The following is a 16445-nucleotide window of genomic DNA, read 5'->3' as shown; positions in this document are numbered from 1 at the left end:
CCCACGTCCGCGGGTGCCCCCTCCGTGTCCCGCGGGACGCGGAGGTCAGGAGTACAGGGCCGCGATCTCGTCCGCGTAGGCCTCCTGCGCGGCCTGCCGTCTGACCTTGAGGGACGGCGTCAGGAGCCCGTTCTCCTCGGTGAACTCGCCCTCGATCAGGGTGAAGGCGCGGATGGACTCCGCGCGGGAGACGGCCTCGTTGGCGTAGTCGACGGCCTTCTGCACGTCGGCGCGCATCCGCGGGTCGCGGACGACCTCGGACATCGGGGTGCCGGCGGGCAGCCTGCGCACCGCCAGCCAGTGGGCGACCGTCTCGGGGTCGAGGGTGATCAGCGCGGCCACGAAGGGGCGGTTGTCGCCGACGACGAGGCACTGGCCGACGGGCGGGCGGCTGCGCAGCCGGTCCTCCAGGACGGCCGGGGAGACGTTCTTGCCCCCGGAGGTGACGAGGATGTCCTTCTTGCGGCCGGTGATGGTCAGATAGCCGTCCTCGTCGAGGGAACCGAGATCGCCGGTGGCGAACCAGCCGTCGTCGAGCGCCTCGTCGGTGGCGGCCGGGTCGTTCCAGTACGACCCGAAGACGATGCCGCCCTTGATCCGCACCTCGCCGTCGTCGGCGATGCGGACCGCGGTGCCGGGGACCGGGAGGCCGACCGTGCCGGGGCGGGGGCCCAGCGGCGGGACGACGGTGGCGGCGGCGGTGGTCTCGGTCAGGCCGTAGCCCTCGTAGATCATGATGCCGGCCGCGTAGAAGAAGAGGTTGAGGTCCCGCTCCAGCGGGGAGCCGCCGCTGATGGCGTACCGCACCCGGCCGCCGAGTTCCTTGCGGACCCGGCGGTAGACCAGCAGGTCGTACAGGGCCCAGGCGGCGTACAGCCCCGGGCCGGGCCCCTTGCCGCGGCCCAGGAACCTGTCGAGGCGGGCCGCGCCGAAGCGGACGGCGACGCGGTGGGCGCGTTCGAAGGAGGCGCCCCGGCCGATCTTCTCGGCGGTGGCCCGGCCGGTGTCGTGGATCTTCTCGAAGAGGTAGGGCACGCCGACCAGGAACGTCGGGCGGAACGACTTGAGGGCGGGCCGGAGTTCGGCGGGCCTGATGCTCGGGAAGTGGCCGGTCTCGATGCGGGCGAGCAGACAGGCGATCTGGATGGTGCGGCCGAGGATGTGGGCGAGCGGGAGGAAGAGCAGGGTCGAGGCGGCCTGGCCGGTGACCTCCTCGAAGACCGGGTGCAGCAGCTCGACCGTGTTGGCGGCCTCGGCGTACAGGTTGGCGTGGGTGAGGACGCAGCCCTTGGGACGCCCGGTGGTGCCGGAGGTGTAGCAGACGGTCGCGACGGTGTCGGGGGTCAGGGCCGTACGGCGCTCGGTGACCTCCTCGTCGGGGACGTCCCGGCCGAGCGCGGTGAGGTCGGCGAGGGCGCCCGTGTCCAGCTCCCACACGCGCGGGGGCTCCGGGTGGGCGGCGGTCCCGGCGGCGACGGCGGCCGTGTTCCGCGCGGTCTCCGTGACGACGTACCGGGCACCGGAGTCACGGACGATCCACTCCACCTGCTCCGCCGAGGAGGTGGGGTAGACCGGCACGACCCGGCCGCCGGCGGACCAGACCGCGAAGTCCAGGACCGTCCACTCGTAGCGCGTACGGGACATCACGGCGACCCGGTCGCCCGGTTCAAGGCCGGCGGCGATCAGCCCCTTGGCCACGGCGGTGACCTCCCGGGCGAAGGCCGCCGCCGTCACCGGGCGCCAGGTGCCGTGCTCCTCGCGCCGCAGCACCACCGCGTCGGGGGCCTCGGCCGCGTTGGCGAACGGGATGTCGGCCGTGCTGCCGGTGGTCCGCCGCGGGGCCAGGGCCGCCGTACGAGCCTCACGGACGACGCCGTGTCCGTCCCTGACAGTCTCGGCCCCGGTCCGGTTCGCCGGACCCGTGCGTCGTGTCGCCCGTTTCAGATCCCTGTGTACGCCCATGACGGCTCCCGGTCGCGGCTGGTGCTGCCGTGCTTACTTACTCGGCAGTAAACTTACCCGCGCGTAGGAATCAGTCAATGGGCGGGGGTCAGTCCAGCCGGTTCGCCGTGCGGATCGCCTCCGCCAGCCCGCGGACGTCCTCGTCCTCCGTCCGGTCCGCCAGGTCACCGGCCCGCTCGGAGAGTTCGCCGAGGCCGGGGGCGCCCGGCAGTGCGCTGTAGCGGTGGTCGTACGAGCGCAGGGCGTCGGCGAAGTAGGCCGCAGTCGCGGTGACCGTCAGACCGCGCCGCGCGCTCCATACGGAGTCGGCGAGACCGTCGGCCTCCAGGTCGCCCGTCTCCTCGTGCGGGGTGCGGCTGCCGGGGTCGAGCCAGCGCACGGTGGCCGTGGCGAGGTGCCCGTCGGCCCCGGGCCGGGTGCGTACGGCGTACAGGGCGGTCACGGTGTGGCCGGGTCCGACCTCGCCGCCGTCCACGCGGTCGTCGCGGAAGTCCTCGTCGGCGACCCGCCGGTTGTCGTAGCCGACGAGCCGGAACTCGGCGACCGTCTCCGGGTCGAAGGCGACCTGCGCCTTGGCGTCACGGGCCGTCAGCCCGATGTTGCGGGGGAGCTGCTCGCAGAACACCTCGCGGGCGTCCTCCTCACCGGACACGTACACCGTGTGGCCGTCGCCCTCGTCGGCGAGCCTCTCCATGAGCGCGTCGCCGTAGTCGCTGCCGACACCGACGCCGAACAGGGTGATGCCGTGCTCGCGGCGGGACTCCGCGATGCGTTCGAGGATCGCGTCGGCGTCCGCGTCACCGGTGTTCGCGAGCGCGTCGGAGACGAGCACGACCCGGTTGGTCGCGCCCTCGCGCAGCCCCTCGACGGCGGTCTCGTACCCGGTCTCCACGCCCGCGCCGAGGTTGGTGGAGTCGGTCGGCTCCAGGCTGTCGACGGCGTCGTGCACCTCACCCCGGTTGCCGCCGAGCCGGGTCATCGGCAGGACGGTCTCGGCCTCGTCGCTGAAGGTGACGACGGCCACCGAGTCGTCGTCGCGCAGCCGGTCCGTCATGGTCGCGAGGGCCTCCCGCGCGAGGTCGAGGCGGCCCGGTTCCGCCATCGACCCCGAGACGTCGATGACGAACGTCAGGGCGACGGGCGGGCGTTCACCGTCCGGATCGGCGGCCCGGGTGGCCAGGCCGACCCGGACCAGCGACCAGTCCTCCTCCTCGGTGCGGGCGCCGTCCACGGTGACCGTGAAGCCGTCGCCGCCGGGACGCTCGTAGTCCTGCCGGAAGCTGTTGACGAACTCCTCGGGACGGACGGCCGACGGATCGGGCAGCCGGCCCTCGGCGAGGGCGCGGCGGGCATAGCCGTACGAGGCGGTGTCGACGTCCAGCGCGAAGGTCGACAGATGGTCGGGAGCGGGGGCGACATCGCGGGAGTCCCGCTCGCCCTCGTCCCGTTCACCGTCGTACCGCCCTCGCGGGCCCCGGTCGGGGGCGGGCAGCGGCGCCGGGCCGTCGCCCCCGCGGTCGTAAGAGGCGTCGCTCGCTCTGGAGCCGTCGCCGCTCCCCGCGCCGCAGCCGCCCACCAGCAGGCAGCCCGCCGCCGCGAGCGCGAGCAGCGCTCCGGCCGGCCGCCGTGTCCCGTGCCACTTCATCGTCCGTGTCCCCTCGGTCGGCTGACATCGACTTCGGTGACTGTGACGGCGCGGCGGACCGGAACGTGCGGTACGGAGCGTTGCGGATGGGTCTCGAAGAGGGCACGGAGCGGGCCCGCCGAGACCGGTAGGTGATCTTCCGTTGACCCGAGGTCTCCCGCCCTCGCCGCCGGAACCGCGCCGGACCTGGGCGAACGGCGCGACCACGGACGTTATGCCGGGTCCTGCGCCGGCCGGCCGCGCGGACCGCGGCCGTACCGCACTCCCTGGAGGGCGCCGCCGGGTTACGCCGCCAGCCGCTCGGCGAGGGACTTGGCCCTGACGGCGGCGTCGTGGTGGGCGCGCTCGCGGGAGCTCTCGAAGAGCGGGATCAGCTCGGCCATCGCCGGGTTCTGTGCGGCCATGGTCAGCTCCGGGACGATGAAGTCGAGGTCGAGGCCGAGGAAGTCGGTCAGCACCGCCCGCAGGTAGTTCTGGACGTACTCGTAGCCCTCGCGCGGGGTGCCCGGCGCGTAGGAGCCGCCGCGGCTGGCGATCACGGTGACCGGGGTGCCCTTGGCGGAGGGGTTCTCGCCCGCGGTGCGGCCCATCAGGATCACGTTGTCCAGCCACGCCTTGAGCGTGGAGGGGATGGTGAAGTTGTACATCGGGGCGCCGATCAGCAGCGCGTCCGCCCGCTCGAACTCCTCGATCAGCTCCAGGCGCCCGGCGAAGGCGGCGGCCTGCCCGGGAGTGTGCGCGGCGGGGTCCGCGAAGCCCGCCGTGTGGGCGTCGGCGGTGAGGTGCGGAACGGGGTTCGCGGCGAGATCGCGGTAGATCACCGTGCCCTCGGGGTGCTGCTCCTCCCAGGTCTTGCGGAAGGTCTCCGCCACGGCGCGGGATGCGGAGGCGGACGCCGGGAGGACGGAGGAGTCGATGTGCAGAAGGGTGGCCATCAGGGGTTTCTCCCATGGGTATAGAGGCGGAGGCATCACGACGCCGCCGCTGAAGTTTCGTACTCGACTATGAATAACACAGGTACTTACTTTTTTTCATCCCCTTGTGGGGGCGTAGTACCCTGGACGCATGGCGGGCGAGCAGGTGCATGGGGCAGAGGCGTGCAAGAAGGTGGACGGCGGCATCACCCGCGTCTTCCAGCTGCTCGGGAAGCGCTGGACCGGACCGATCGTGGCCGTGCTGGTGGAACAGCCGGCGTACTTCGCCGATCTGCGCCGGGCGATTCCCGGCATCAGCGAGCGCATGCTCTCCGACCGGCTGACCGAACTGGGTGCCGCGGGACTTCTGGTCCGCGAGGTCGACGAGGGACCGCCGCTGCGGGTCGCCTACCGTCTGACGGAGTCGGGCGCGGCGCTGGGACCCGCGCTCAAGGAGCTCGGCAAGTGGGCCGAGACGCATCTGCCCGAGGGTGGGCCCTGTACGGAGGCGACGGGCTGCTGAGGCCGCCGGCCCCGCGGCCTACTCCTCGAACAGCGTCTCCTGCTCGCCCTCCTTGGCCTTCCGCAGCCGCCGGACGCGCGCTCCCACCGCCGTCGTCGTGACCGCCGCGGTCACCGCGAAGGCCGCCGGGATCATCCAGTTCCGGTTGGCCGCGTGGCCGAGGGCGTGGTCCAGGGAGAGCCGGCCGGGACCCGTGACGGCGAGTCCGGCGGCCGTCAGGCCCAGGGATGCGGCGTACTCGAAGCCGCCCTCCTGGTTGAAGAAGCCGTTGGGCGCGTGCACGGCGGACGCGCCCGCCATCGCGCCGGCCGCCGCGGCGCCCGCCGCCGGGGTGGCCAGACCGAGCGCGAGCAGCACGCCCCCGCCGGCCTCGGCGAGGCCCGCCGCCATGGCGCTCGCCTTGCCGGGCACGTAGCCGATGGACTCCATGAACTGTCCGGTGCCCTCGAGGCCGCCCCCGCCGAACCAGCCGAACAGCTTCTGCGCGCCGTGCGCCGCGAGCACCCCGCCCGTTCCCAGCCGGAGCAGCAGCAGGCCCAGATCACGTCGGTCGTAACAGGTCACGTCGTCTCCCGGGGCAGTGGCTCGGCCCGACCACCGTCGCACCCCCACCGCCGGTCCGGCGCGCCACCGGTCGCCGTTCGGGTGACGCGGGTGGCGGGCTCCGGCGGCCGGTACGACGCTGGCGGACATGACGATTCAGAGCACCCGTCTCAGTGACCCCGTCGTCCGCGCCTTCGTCACGGCTGTCAACAACCACGACCGGGACGGTTTCCTGTCCCTGCTGGCACCCGGCGCGACCATGGCGGACGACGGCTCCGAGCGCGATCTCACCGAGTGGATCGACCGGGAGATCTTCTCCTCCCACGGGCACCTGGAGGTCGACAACGAGTCCGGCGGCGGCCGCCGCCTCCTCGCCCGCTACCGCAACGACACCTGGGGCGAGATGCGCACCCGGTGGTCCTTCACCGTCGACGACGACGGCCGCATCTCCCGCTTCGAGACCGGCCAGGCCTGACCGTCCGGGGCTACCGAGCGGGGTCCTCGTCGTAGGCCCGCCGGGCCTGCTCGACCTCGCCCAGGTGGGCCGCGGCCCACTCGGAGAGGTGCGCGAAGAGCGGTGCGAGGCTGAGGCCCAGCTCGCTGATCTCGTACTCGACCCGGGGCGGAACCTCCGGGTGGTACGTACGCACGACCAGGCCGTCGCGCTCCAGCTGCCGCAGCCGCTGCGTCAGCACCTTCGGGGTGACCCCGCCGATCCGCCGTTGCAGCTCGACGAAGCGCTGCCGGCCGTACGTGTGCAGCGTCCACAGGACCGGGGTGGTCCACCGGCTGAACACGATGTCCACGACCGGGCTGACGGGGCAGGCGAGTTCCGGGTCGGTCCCGGCGGCCGCCGTCCGCATCGCGCTCCCCGCCATACGCACTCCTCCAGGGTAGTCACTATCTTCTAGGTACCTACTATACCGACGCTGTTAGCGTCCTCACCACACCGAGACAACAGGGGAGTTGTTCATGTTCGTGGTGACCGGGGCAACCGGAAACGTCGGCCGGGAACTCGTCCGCGCCCTCGCGGCGGACGGCGAGCGGGTGACCGCCACCTCCAGGGCGGTCACGGCCGCCGACGTACCGGAGGGCGTGCGACACCTGCGCGCGGACCTCACCGACGCCGACAGCCTGCGCGAGGTCTTCGCCGGCGCCGACGCGCTGTTCCTGCAGAGCGGGGGAGCCGGCGCGCACCTGCTGGACCCGCACGGCATCCTCGACGCCGCCAAGACCGCCGGCATCGGACGCGTCGTCCTGCTCTCCTCGCAGGGAGTCGTCACCCGGCCGGAGTCGGCCTCGCACGGCCGGGTGGCGCGGGCCATCGAGGACGCCGTACGGCAGTCGGGCCTGGACTGGACGGTCCTGCGCCCCGGCGGCTTCCACTCCAACGCCCTCGCCTGGGCCGAAGCGGTGCGCACCCGGCGGACCGTCGCCGCGCCGTTCGGTGACGTGGGCCTGCCCACGATCGACCCGGCCGACATCGCCGACGTGGCCGCGGTGACCCTGCGCGGGGCGGAACACCACGGCCACGCCTACGAGTTGACCGGACCCGCCCTCACCACGCCCCGGCAGCGGGCCGAGGCGATCGGTGAGGCGGTCGGCGAACCGGTGCGCTTCGTGGGGCAGACCCGGGACGAAGCCCGCGCGCAGATGCGGCAGTTCATGCCCGAGGAGGTGGTCGACACCACGCTCGACATCCTGGGCGCCCCCACCCCCGGGGAACTCCGGGTCGGCCTCGGCGTCGAGGACGTCACCGGCCGTCCGCCGCGTACCTTCGCCGACTGGGCGCGACGTCACGCCGCGCTGTTCCGGTAGGGCCGGCGGGCACCGGACGCCGGCGCGGTGAGGGATCACGGAAGGTGACAGAGGGCCGTGGAGGGGGGACGTTCCCTCCACGGCCCCTCACACCGCCGGCGGGCCGGAGGTGAGTGGCCCGGCTCACATGGCGTACCGGACCCGCCACCGACACGATGGTTCTTGTCACCGGCAGGCTGAAGGGATCGAGCATGTTCCGCAAGGTGCTGGTCGCCAACCGCGGCGAGATCGCGATCCGGGCGTTCCGCGCGGGCTACGAACTGGGTGCCCGGACCGTTGCCGTCTTCCCGCACGAGGACCGCAACTCGCTGCACCGCCTGAAGGCCGACGAGGCGTATGAGATCGGCGAGCCGGGACATCCGGTGCGGGCCTACCTCTCCGTCGAGGAGATCGTCCGCGCCGCGCGTCGCGCGGACGCCGACGCCGTCTACCCGGGCTACGGATTCCTGTCCGAGAACCCCGAACTGGCCAGGGCCTGCGAAGAGGCCGGCATCACCTTCGTCGGACCCGGCGCCGGCATCCTGGAACTGACCGGCAACAAGGCGCGCGCCGTGGCCGCCGCCCGCGAGGCCGGTGTACCGGTGCTCGGCTCCTCGGCGCCCTCCACCGACGTCGACGAACTCGTCCGCGCCGCCGACGGCATCGGCTTTCCCGTGTTCGTCAAGGCGGTCGCCGGCGGCGGCGGGCGTGGCATGCGCCGCGTCGAGGACCCCGACCGGCTCAGGGAGGCCGTCGAGGCGGCCTCCCGGGAGGCGGCGTCCGCGTTCGGCGATCCCACGGTGTTCCTGGAGAAGGCCGTCGTCGAACCCCGCCACATCGAGGTGCAGATCCTCGCCGACGGACAGGGCGACGTCATCCACCTGTTCGAGCGGGACTGCTCGGTGCAGCGCCGCCACCAGAAAGTGATCGAACTCGCGCCCGCGCCGAACCTCGACCCGGAACTGCGCGACCGCATCTGCGCCGACGCGGTGAACTTCGCCCGGCGGATCGGCTACCGCAACGCCGGCACGGTGGAGTTCCTCCTCGACCGGGACGGCAACCACGTCTTCATCGAGATGAACCCGCGCATCCAGGTCGAGCACACGGTGACCGAGGAGGTCACCGACGTCGACCTGGTGCAGGCGCAGCTGCGCATCGCCGCCGGCGAGACGCTCGCCGACCTCGGCCTGTCCCAGGAGACCGTCACCCTGCGCGGCGCCGCGCTGCAGTGCCGCATCACCACCGAGGACCCCGCCAACGGCTTCCGCCCCGACACCGGCCGCATCAGCGCCTACCGCTCACCCGGCGGCTCCGGCATCCGCCTCGACGGCGGAACCACCCACGCCGGTACGGAGATCAGCGCCCACTTCGACTCGATGCTGGTGAAACTCACCTGCCGGGGCCGGGACTTCGGCGCCGCGGTGGGCCGGGCCCGGCGCGCGGTGGCCGAGTTCCGCATCCGCGGCGTCGCCACCAACATCCCCTTCCTCCAGGCGGTCCTGGACGATCCGGACTTCCAGGCCGGACACGTCACCACGTCCTTCATCGAGCGGCGCCCGGAACTGCTCACCGCCCGCCACTCCGCCGACCGCGGCACCAAGCTGCTCACCTACCTCGCCGACGTCACGGTGAACAAGCCGCACGGCGAACGGCCCCGGCTCATCGACCCGCTCACCAAGCTGCCGCCGCTGCCCGCCGGTGAACCGCCGGCCGGCTCGAGGCAGCGGCTCGCCGAACTCGGCCCCGACGGCTTCGCCCGCCGGCTGCGCGACGCGCCGGCCACCGGCGTCACCGACACCACCTTCCGCGACGCCCACCAGTCGCTGCTCGCCACCCGCGTCCGCACCAAGGACCTGCTCGCCGTCGCCCCCGTGGTGGCGCGCACCCTGCCCCAGCTGCTCTCCCTGGAGTGCTGGGGCGGCGCCACGTACGACGTCGCCCTGCGCTTCCTCGCCGAGGACCCCTGGGAGCGCCTGGCCGCGCTGCGGGAGGCCGTGCCCAACATCTGCCTCCAGATGCTGCTGCGCGGCCGCAACACCGTCGGCTACACCCCGTACCCGACCGAGGTGACCGACGCCTTCGTGCAGGAGGCGGCGGCGACCGGCATCGACATCTTCCGCGTCTTCGACGCGCTCAACGACGTCTCGCGGATGCGGCCCGCCATCGACGCCGTACGGGAGACCGGCACGGCCGTCGCCGAGGTGGCCCTGTGCTACACCGCCGACCTGTCCGACCCGTCCGAGCGGCTCTACACCCTCGACTACTACCTGCGCCTGGCCGAGCGGATCGTCGAGGCGGGCGCGCACATCCTGGCCGTCAAGGACATGGCCGGACTGCTGCGCGCCCCCGCCGCGGCGACCCTCGTGTCGGCCCTGCGCCGGGAGTTCGATCTGCCGGTCCACCTGCACACCCACGACACCGCCGGCGGCCAGCTCGCCACCTACCTCGCCGCGATCCAGGCCGGCGCGGACGCGGTCGACGGAGCCGTGGCCTCCATGGCGGGCACCACCTCCCAGCCCTCCCTGTCGGCGATCGTCGCCGCGACCGACCACTCCGAGCACCCCACCGGACTGGACCTGACGGCCGTCGGCGACCTGGAGCCCTACTGGGAGAGCGTCCGCAAGGTCTACGCCCCCTTCGAGGCCGGCCTCGCCTCGCCGACCGGCCGCGTCTACCACCACGAGATCCCCGGCGGGCAGCTCTCCAACCTGCGCACCCAGGCGATCGCGCTGGGCCTCGGCGACCGCTTCGAGGACATCGAGGCGATGTACGCCGCCGCCGACCGGATGCTCGGCCGCCTGGTGAAGGTCACCCCCTCGTCGAAGGTGGTCGGCGACCTGGCCCTGCACCTGGTGGGCGCGGGCGTTGCCCCGGAGGACTTCGAGGAGGAGCCCGACCGGTTCGACATCCCGGACTCCGTCATCGGCTTCCTGCGCGGCGAGCTGGGCACCCCGCCCGGCGGCTGGCCCGAGCCGTTCCGCAGCAGGGCCCTGCGGGGCCGCGCCGAACCCAAGCCCGTCCGGGAGCTGACCGCCGACGACCGCGCGGGCCTGGCGAAGGACCGCCGGCCGACCCTCAACCGGCTTCTCTTCCCCGGCCCCACCCGGGAGTTCGAGACGCACCGCCAGACCTTCGGCGACACCAGCGTCCTGGACAGCAAGGACTTCTTCTACGGGCTGCGCCCCGGCACGGAGTACAGCGTCGACCTCGACCCCGGTGTGCGGCTGCTCATCGAACTGCAGGCGGTGGGCGACGCCGACGAGCGGGGCATGCGCGCCGTGATGTCCACCTTGAACGGCCAGTTGCGGCCGATCCAGGTCCGCGACCGGGCGGCGGCCTCCGACGTCCCGGCCACCGAGAAGGCCGACCGCGCCGACCCCGGCCACGTCGCGGCCCCGTTCGCCGGTGTGGTGACCCTCGCGGTCGCCGAGGGCGACGAGGTGGCGGCCGGCGCCACGGTGGCCACGATCGAGGCGATGAAGATGGAGGCCGCGATCACCGCCCCGAGGCCCGGCACCGTCACCCGGGTGGCCATCAACCGCATTCAGCAGGTGGAGGGCGGCGACCTCATCGTGGAACTCGGCTGATTCCGGAGCCGGCCCGGCCGGCCCGGTCACTGAGAATGCCGTCATGGACCGTCTGCTGCATCATCTCGACCGTACGCTCGACGAGCTGGATCCGCCCCGCTGGGAGGATCCGGACGCCGACGCGACCCACCTGATCCGCACGGTGCACGGGCTGCGGCGCGTGCCGCTGCGCGCACTGCGCCCGGGGGACCTGCGCATGCTCGTCGGGCAACGGATCGCCCTGCCGTACGTGCTGCCGCTCGCGGTGCGTCCGCTGCTGGAGGAGCCGCTGCTGGACGCGACCTTCTACGAGGGGGACCTGCTGCTCGCGGTGGTCAGGGCACCGGCCCCGGCCTGGGCCGTGTTCCCGAACCTGGCCGTGCGGCTGCGCGACGTGATCGAGACGCTGCCGGCGGAGGCCGTCGCGGATCTGCCGCGCGGAGCGGCGGAAGACCTCACCCGTTTCGTCGAAGGACCCGCGTCACCGGCTGATCCGTGCCGGAAGCGGTCCCGCACCCCGCGGACAAGCCTGCGCCGGTGAGCTGTGGGACCGTAGATTATGCGTTGGCCAGAACAGCCCCCGAACGACTACGGACGGTAGCTATGACCGACCCTGCCGCGGCGCCCGGATCAGCGCAGCAGGAGATCGACACCTCGGTGCCGCACTCGGCCCGGATCTGGAACTACTGGCTGGGCGGGAAGGACAACTACCCCGTCGACGAGGAGGCCGGTGACGCCTACACCGCCGTCTTCCCCGGCATCGTCACCATCGCCCGCAGCAGCCGTGCCTTCCTGCGCCGCACCATCACCTACCTGGCCGGCGAGGCGGGCATCCGGCAGTTCCTGGACATCGGGACCGGACTGCCGACGGCCGACAACACCCACCAGGTCGCCCAGCGGATCGCCCCCGAGTCCCGGATCGTCTACGTCGACAACGACCCGATGGTCCTGGCCCACGCCCGCGCCCTGCTCTACTCCACCTCCCAGGGGGCGACCGCGTACGTGGACGCCGACATCCTGGCCCCGGACCGCATCCTGGAGGCCGCCGCCGAGACGCTGGACCTCAAGAGGCCCACGGCCCTCATCCTCAGCAACATCCTGGGCCACATCGCCGACTACGACCAGGCGCGTTCCGTCGTCACCCGGCTGATGGCCGCCCTGCCCTCCGGCAGCTACCTCTCCGTCAACGACGGCTCGCGCGGCATCGACCCCGGCTTCGAGCAGGCCCAGGACGCTTATAACGAGAGCGGCGCCGTCCCCTACAACCTGCGGACCATCGATCAGATCGCGGCGTACTTCGAGGGCCTGGACCTCGTCGAGCCCGGCGTCGTCTCGGTCCCGCTCTGGCGCCCGGACAGCGGCGCCCCCGCCCCGGAACCCATCGGCGAGCACGGCGGTCTCGCCCGCAAGCCCTGACGTAATTCGCTGGACATCTACCGCGCCGGCGGCGAGCGTTGGTGTGATGGAGCAGAAGGAGATCTGGGACGCGGACACCGCCCGGCGCTATGACACGCCCGGCACCGGCATGTTCGCGCCCGAGGTTCTGGACCCGGCGGTGGACCGCCTCGCCCGGCTCGCGGGAAAGGGGGCGGCACTCGAGTTCGCCATCGGCACGGGCCGGGTGGCCGTTCCGCTCGCCGAACGCGGAGTGCCTGTCACCGGCATCGAGTTGTCCCCGCCGATGGTGGAGCGACTGCGTACCAAGGCCGACGAGGCGACGATCCCCGTGATCATCGGCGACATGGCGACCACCGCCGCCCCCGGTGAGTACACCCTGGTCTACCTCGTCTTCAACACCCTCTCCAATCTGCTCACCCAGGACGAGCAGGTCGAATGCTTCCGCAACGCCGCCCGCCACCTCGTCCCCGGCGGGCGGTTCGTGATCGAACTCTGGGTCCCCGAACTGCGCAAGCTCCCACCGGGTCAGACGGCCACGGTCTGGCACTCCGAGTCCGGGTACATCGGCCTGGACACCTACGACACCCTGCGCCAGCACGTCGTGTCGCACCACTTCCATTTCGACGACAGCCGGCGGGCGGAACTGTTCCGCAGCCCGCACCGCTACATCTGGCCGGCCGAACTCGACCTCATGGCACAACTGGCCGGTTTCGAGCTGGAGTCCAGGCACGCAGACTGGGACGGCGCTGCGTTCACCGCCGAGTCGCGCTCCCACGTCTCCGTCTACCGCCTCCCGACCGCGCCGTAACCGCGCACCGGTTCCCCAACGCACCCATTACGTCGATGAATACTGCCCACCGGAAGGACTTTGAACTCATCGAGTACAAAGTCTGGACGAGTTGAGCAGAAGTCTCCTAGCGTGTCGCCGCAACCGCTGGCGTTTCGCCACTCGGCACCGGAGTCATCCGGCCCTCCGGTCGACACAGCAGGAGGAAGCATGGACGCACGGCTGTACCGGCGCGCCCGAAGATCCCTGACAGGACTGGTCGTCGGCGCGTTCGTCGCGGGCGGGCTCTGGGGAGCCCCCCTGGCGACGGCCCGGCCGGGCTCCGCGGCGCAGGCGGACGTGCCGCCCCAGGAGCCCGGGGTCACCCTGCGCGTCTTCGACGTGCAGGTCCCGCTCGAGAAGATCTGCACCCTCAAGCCCGGACAGACCCCCAACGTCGACAAGTTGATGCCGACCGTCGACTGGAGCACGACCGGTGACTTCGGCGGATTCAACGACAACTTCGTCACCCAGGTCACCGGCAACGTCCATGCGCCGGCCGACGGTTCGTACACCTTCCGGCTCTCCAGCGACGACGGCTCACGCCTGCTGATCGACGACCAGCTGGTCATCGACCACGACGGGCTGCACGGCGCCGAACCCAAGGACGGCACGGTCCAGCTCACCGAGGGCATCCACTCGTTGCGCATCGACCACTTCGAGCGCGGCGGCGACCAGGTGCTCAACCTCGCCTGGCAGCCGCCGGGCGCCGAGGGATTCTCGACGGTGCCGAACTCGGCGCTGAGCACCGACGCCGGCGTGGTCCGCGTCACCGCACCGGGCCGCAAGGAGTGCGAGGGCTTCCGGGACTCGCCGGGCGACGGCCTCCCGCTGAACTCGGTGCGCCCCGACCACACCCTCACCGACCTGCGCCCCGAGGGCTTCCAGCCGCAGGTCACCGGCATGGACTGGCTGCCCGACGGCCGGCTGGTGGTGAGCACCTGGGGCGGCACCGACAACACCGCCGGTGAGGTCTACGTCATGGATGAGGTCACCGGCACCACCGGCCCGGACAAGGTGAAGGCCACGAAGATCGCCGAGGGCCTCAAGGAACCGATGGGCCTCAAGGTCGTCGACGGCACCATCTTCGTCTCCCAGAAGCACGAACTGACGGAGCTGGGCGACAGCGACGGCGACGGCTTCATGGACGAGTCCAAGACCATCGCCACCTGGCCCTACGGCGGCAACTTCCACGAGTTCGCCTTCGGACTGCTGTACAGCAAGGGCTACTTCTACCTGAACCTGTCCGTCGCCATCAACTACGGCGGCGCCACCACGGACCCGCAGCCCGCACCGGGCCGGGGCGCGACCATCAAGGTCAACAGGAAGACCGGCAAGGTGAGTTACCTCGCCGGCGGCCTGCGCACCCCGAACGGCATCGGCTGGGGCCCCGGCGGCGGCATCTTCGCCACCGACAACCAGGGCGGCTGGCTCCCCTCGTCGAAGCTGGTCCACATCAAGCAGGACCGCTTCTTCAACCACTACACCAACCCCGCGGGCCCCTTCGACTCCGAGCCGGTGACCCAGCCGGTGCTCTGGCTCCCGCAGAACGAGATAGCCAACTCGCCCAGCAACCCGCTCTACCTGACCAAGGGCAGGTTCAAGGGGCAGATGCTGTTCGGCGACGTCACCTACGGCGGTCTCCAGCGCGCCTACCTGGAGAAGGTCAAGGGCCAGTACCAGGGCGCGGTCTTCCGCTTCACCCAGGGCCTCGAGGCCGGCGTCAACCGGATCACCATGGGCCCCGACGGCGCGATCTACGCGGGCGGTCTGGGCGCGGACGGCAACTGGGGCCAGGAGGGCAAGCTCAGGTACGGCCTCCAGAAGCTGACGCCGAACGGCGGCAACACCTTCGACATCCAGGCCATGCGGGTGAAGAAGGGCGGCTTCGAGCTGGGGTACACCCAGCCGCTCTCCGAGGAGACCGCTGACAACCTTGTCAGCCACTACGAGGCCCAGCAGTGGCGCTACACCCCGACGCGCGACTACGGCGGCCCCAAGATCGCCGAGGAGAACCTGAAGGTGACGTCGGCCGAGCTGTCGCGCGACCGCAAGAAGGTGACCCTGGGCATCGAGGGACTCAAGCCCGGCCGCGTCGTCCACCTCCGCTCCCCGCGCCCGTTCAGCTCGGCGTCCGGCGAGACCCTGTGGAGCACGGAAGCCTGGTACACGCTCAACGCCATGCCGGGCAAGCAGCCCGAACAGGGCCCGCTGTACGAGGCCGAGGAGGCGGCCCTCACCGGCGCGGCCGGCATCAACACCGACCACCGGGGCTACTCCGGCAGCGGCTTCGTCGACCGGTACGGCACCCAGGGCGCCACGACGACCTTCGACGTCGAGGTGGACCGGAGCGGGACGTACGACCTGGGGCTGCGCTACTCCAACGGCCCGGACCCGTTCCGGGGCACCAAGTCCCTCTCCCTGTACGTCAACGGCAAGAAGGTGAAGCAGACCGAGTTCCGCAGCACCGGTGACTGGGACACCTGGTCGACACAGACCGAGGCCCTGAGACTGCGGGCCGGGCACAACAGCGTCGCCTACCGGTACGACGAGGGCGACACCGGCCACGTCAACCTCGACCTCCTCAGCGTCGACCGGCACGGCAGGGCGGTCGACCTCTTCGACGGCGACGGCCTGGACCGGTGGCAGCACACCGACGGACGCCCGGTCGAGTGGCCGGTCACCGACGGCGCCATGGAGGTCTGCTGCGGGGACATCCGTACCAAGAACAGCTACGACGACTTCAAGCTGCACGTGGAGTACTGGCTGCCCCAGCTCCCCCCGGACGTGACGGGCCAGGACCGCGCCAACAGCGGCGTCTACCTCCAGGACCGCTACGAGCTCCAGATCCTGGACTCCTACGGCGACACCACACTCGACACCAATGAAGCGGGAGCGATCTATCTGAAGAAGTCCCCCGATGTGAACGCCGCCAAGGCCCCCGAGACCTGGCAGTCGTACGACATCGTCTTCCACGCGGCGCGCTACGACGCCGAAGGGAACAAGACGTCGGACGCGCGGGTCACCGTGGTGTGGAACGGCAAGAAGATCCACGACGACGTGACCATCGACAGTCCGACGGGTGGCGGGATCGCCGAGGGCCCCGCGGCCGGAGCCATCCGGCTGCAGGACCACGGCAACAAGGTCCGTTACCGCGACATCCGTATCGAGCCGCTGAGCTAGCGCGCGCGACGGCCCGGTCCGGTGTCCTGCCGTCCGTGCCGGACGGCAGGACACCGGACGCCTCGTCCGCGGAGAAACGGCGGGCGCG

13 protein-coding genes are annotated in these 16445 nt (G+C 71.8%); 8 read left to right on the top strand and 5 right to left on the bottom strand.

All coding sequences use genetic code 11. The features are described from left to right. Positions 1-45 precede the first annotated feature (45 nt). The 3 genes from IH50_RS0122385 to IH50_RS0122375 all read right to left on the bottom strand — a co-directional run bounded on the left by IH50_RS0122385 (position 46) and on the right by IH50_RS0122375 (position 4542). Positions 46-1962 (bottom strand): AMP-dependent synthetase/ligase, encoded by a 1917-nt coding sequence (locus tag IH50_RS0122385; RefSeq protein ID WP_030865096.1) that lies wholly within the window; start codon positions 1960-1962, stop codon positions 46-48. 88 nt (positions 1963-2050) lie between these two features. Continuing rightward, a complete protein-coding gene (locus IH50_RS0122380) occupies positions 2051-3607 on the bottom strand; it encodes a vWA domain-containing protein (protein ID WP_030865094.1) in 1557 nt (518 codons plus the stop codon). Between the two features lie 284 nt (positions 3608-3891). Then, complete coding sequence (locus IH50_RS0122375) at positions 3892-4542, bottom strand: FMN-dependent NADH-azoreductase (RefSeq protein ID WP_030865093.1); 651 nt, start codon at positions 4540-4542, stop codon at positions 3892-3894. Between the two features lie 130 nt (positions 4543-4672). On the opposite strand from IH50_RS0122375, the gene IH50_RS0122370 reads away from it, so the two are divergent. Then, positions 4673-5044 carry a winged helix-turn-helix transcriptional regulator gene (locus IH50_RS0122370; RefSeq protein WP_030865090.1) on the top strand — a complete coding sequence of 124 codons (372 nt, stop codon included), beginning with the start codon at positions 4673-4675 and terminating at the stop codon, positions 5042-5044. A gap of 18 nt (positions 5045-5062) precedes the next feature. On the opposite strand, the gene IH50_RS0122365 is transcribed toward IH50_RS0122370, so the two are convergent. Continuing rightward, positions 5063-5608: a DoxX family protein gene (locus IH50_RS0122365; RefSeq protein ID WP_030865087.1), complete on the bottom strand. Its 546-nt coding sequence runs from the start codon at positions 5606-5608 to the stop codon at positions 5063-5065. Between the two features lie 127 nt (positions 5609-5735). Here IH50_RS0122365 and IH50_RS0122360 point away from each other — a divergent pair, with 127 nt between their 5' ends. Next, positions 5736-6062 carry a hypothetical protein gene (locus IH50_RS0122360; protein WP_030865086.1) on the top strand — a complete coding sequence of 109 codons (327 nt, stop codon included), beginning with the start codon at positions 5736-5738 and terminating at the stop codon, positions 6060-6062. Between the two features lie 10 nt (positions 6063-6072). On the opposite strand, the gene IH50_RS0122355 is transcribed toward IH50_RS0122360, so the two are convergent. After that, positions 6073-6465: a winged helix-turn-helix transcriptional regulator gene (locus tag IH50_RS0122355; protein WP_030865083.1), complete on the bottom strand. Its 393-nt coding sequence runs from the start codon at positions 6463-6465 to the stop codon at positions 6073-6075. Positions 6466-6559: 94 nt separating this feature from the next. Here IH50_RS0122355 and IH50_RS0122350 point away from each other — a divergent pair, with 94 nt between their 5' ends. From IH50_RS0122350 to IH50_RS0122325, 6 genes are all read left to right on the top strand, one after another. Beyond that, entirely contained in the window at positions 6560-7405 is an 846-nt protein-coding gene (locus IH50_RS0122350; protein ID WP_030865080.1) for an SDR family oxidoreductase, read from the top strand. A 191-nt stretch (positions 7406-7596) separates the two neighbouring features. Then, a complete protein-coding gene (locus IH50_RS0122345) occupies positions 7597-10971 on the top strand; it encodes a pyruvate carboxylase (RefSeq protein ID WP_030865077.1) in 3375 nt (1124 codons plus the stop codon). Between the two features lie 43 nt (positions 10972-11014). Beyond that, positions 11015-11491, top strand: coding sequence for a contact-dependent growth inhibition system immunity protein (locus tag IH50_RS0122340; protein ID WP_030865074.1), 477 nt, complete (start codon positions 11015-11017; stop codon positions 11489-11491). Between the two features lie 62 nt (positions 11492-11553). Further along, the gene (locus tag IH50_RS0122335; protein ID WP_030865071.1) at positions 11554-12366 is read left to right on the top strand and encodes an SAM-dependent methyltransferase; all 813 of its coding nucleotides are present in this window, start codon (positions 11554-11556) and stop codon (positions 12364-12366) included. Between the two features lie 46 nt (positions 12367-12412). Beyond that, entirely contained in the window at positions 12413-13156 is a 744-nt protein-coding gene (locus IH50_RS0122330; RefSeq protein WP_030865067.1) for a class I SAM-dependent methyltransferase, read from the top strand. Positions 13157-13345: 189 nt separating this feature from the next. Then, positions 13346-16357 (top strand): family 16 glycoside hydrolase, encoded by a 3012-nt coding sequence (locus IH50_RS0122325; protein WP_030865064.1) that lies wholly within the window; start codon positions 13346-13348, stop codon positions 16355-16357. Positions 16358-16445 lie beyond the last annotated feature (88 nt).

It is taken from the genome of Streptomyces sp. NRRL S-37, from assembly GCF_000721605.1.
Taxonomy (GTDB): domain Bacteria; phylum Actinomycetota; class Actinomycetes; order Streptomycetales; family Streptomycetaceae; genus Streptomyces.
Note: the sequence above shows the minus strand (reverse complement) of the source record. Positions and strands in the feature narration are given on the sequence as shown.

Excerpts from the sequence above, each read along its gene's own strand:
- IH50_RS0122375 (WP_030865093.1), bottom strand. The coding sequence starts at position 4,542 with ATGGCCACCCTTCTGCACATCGACTCCTCCGTCCTCCCGGCGTCCGCC.
- IH50_RS0122350 (WP_030865080.1), top strand. The coding sequence starts at position 6,560 with ATGTTCGTGGTGACCGGGGCAACCGGAAACGTCGGCCGGGAACTCGTC.
- IH50_RS0122325 (WP_030865064.1), top strand. The coding sequence starts at position 13,346 with ATGGACGCACGGCTGTACCGGCGCGCCCGAAGATCCCTGACAGGACTG.
- IH50_RS0122385 (WP_030865096.1), bottom strand. The coding sequence starts at position 1,962 with ATGGGCGTACACAGGGATCTGAAACGGGCGACACGACGCACGGGTCCG.
- IH50_RS0122370 (WP_030865090.1), top strand. The coding sequence starts at position 4,673 with ATGGCGGGCGAGCAGGTGCATGGGGCAGAGGCGTGCAAGAAGGTGGAC.
- IH50_RS0122360 (WP_030865086.1), top strand. The coding sequence starts at position 5,736 with ATGACGATTCAGAGCACCCGTCTCAGTGACCCCGTCGTCCGCGCCTTC.
- IH50_RS0122345 (WP_030865077.1), top strand. The coding sequence starts at position 7,597 with ATGTTCCGCAAGGTGCTGGTCGCCAACCGCGGCGAGATCGCGATCCGG.
- IH50_RS0122330 (WP_030865067.1), top strand. The coding sequence starts at position 12,413 with ATGGAGCAGAAGGAGATCTGGGACGCGGACACCGCCCGGCGCTATGAC.
- IH50_RS0122355 (WP_030865083.1), bottom strand. The coding sequence starts at position 6,465 with ATGGCGGGGAGCGCGATGCGGACGGCGGCCGCCGGGACCGACCCGGAA.
- IH50_RS0122335 (WP_030865071.1), top strand. The coding sequence starts at position 11,554 with ATGACCGACCCTGCCGCGGCGCCCGGATCAGCGCAGCAGGAGATCGAC.
- IH50_RS0122380 (WP_030865094.1), bottom strand. The coding sequence starts at position 3,607 with ATGAAGTGGCACGGGACACGGCGGCCGGCCGGAGCGCTGCTCGCGCTC.
- IH50_RS0122340 (WP_030865074.1), top strand. The coding sequence starts at position 11,015 with ATGGACCGTCTGCTGCATCATCTCGACCGTACGCTCGACGAGCTGGAT.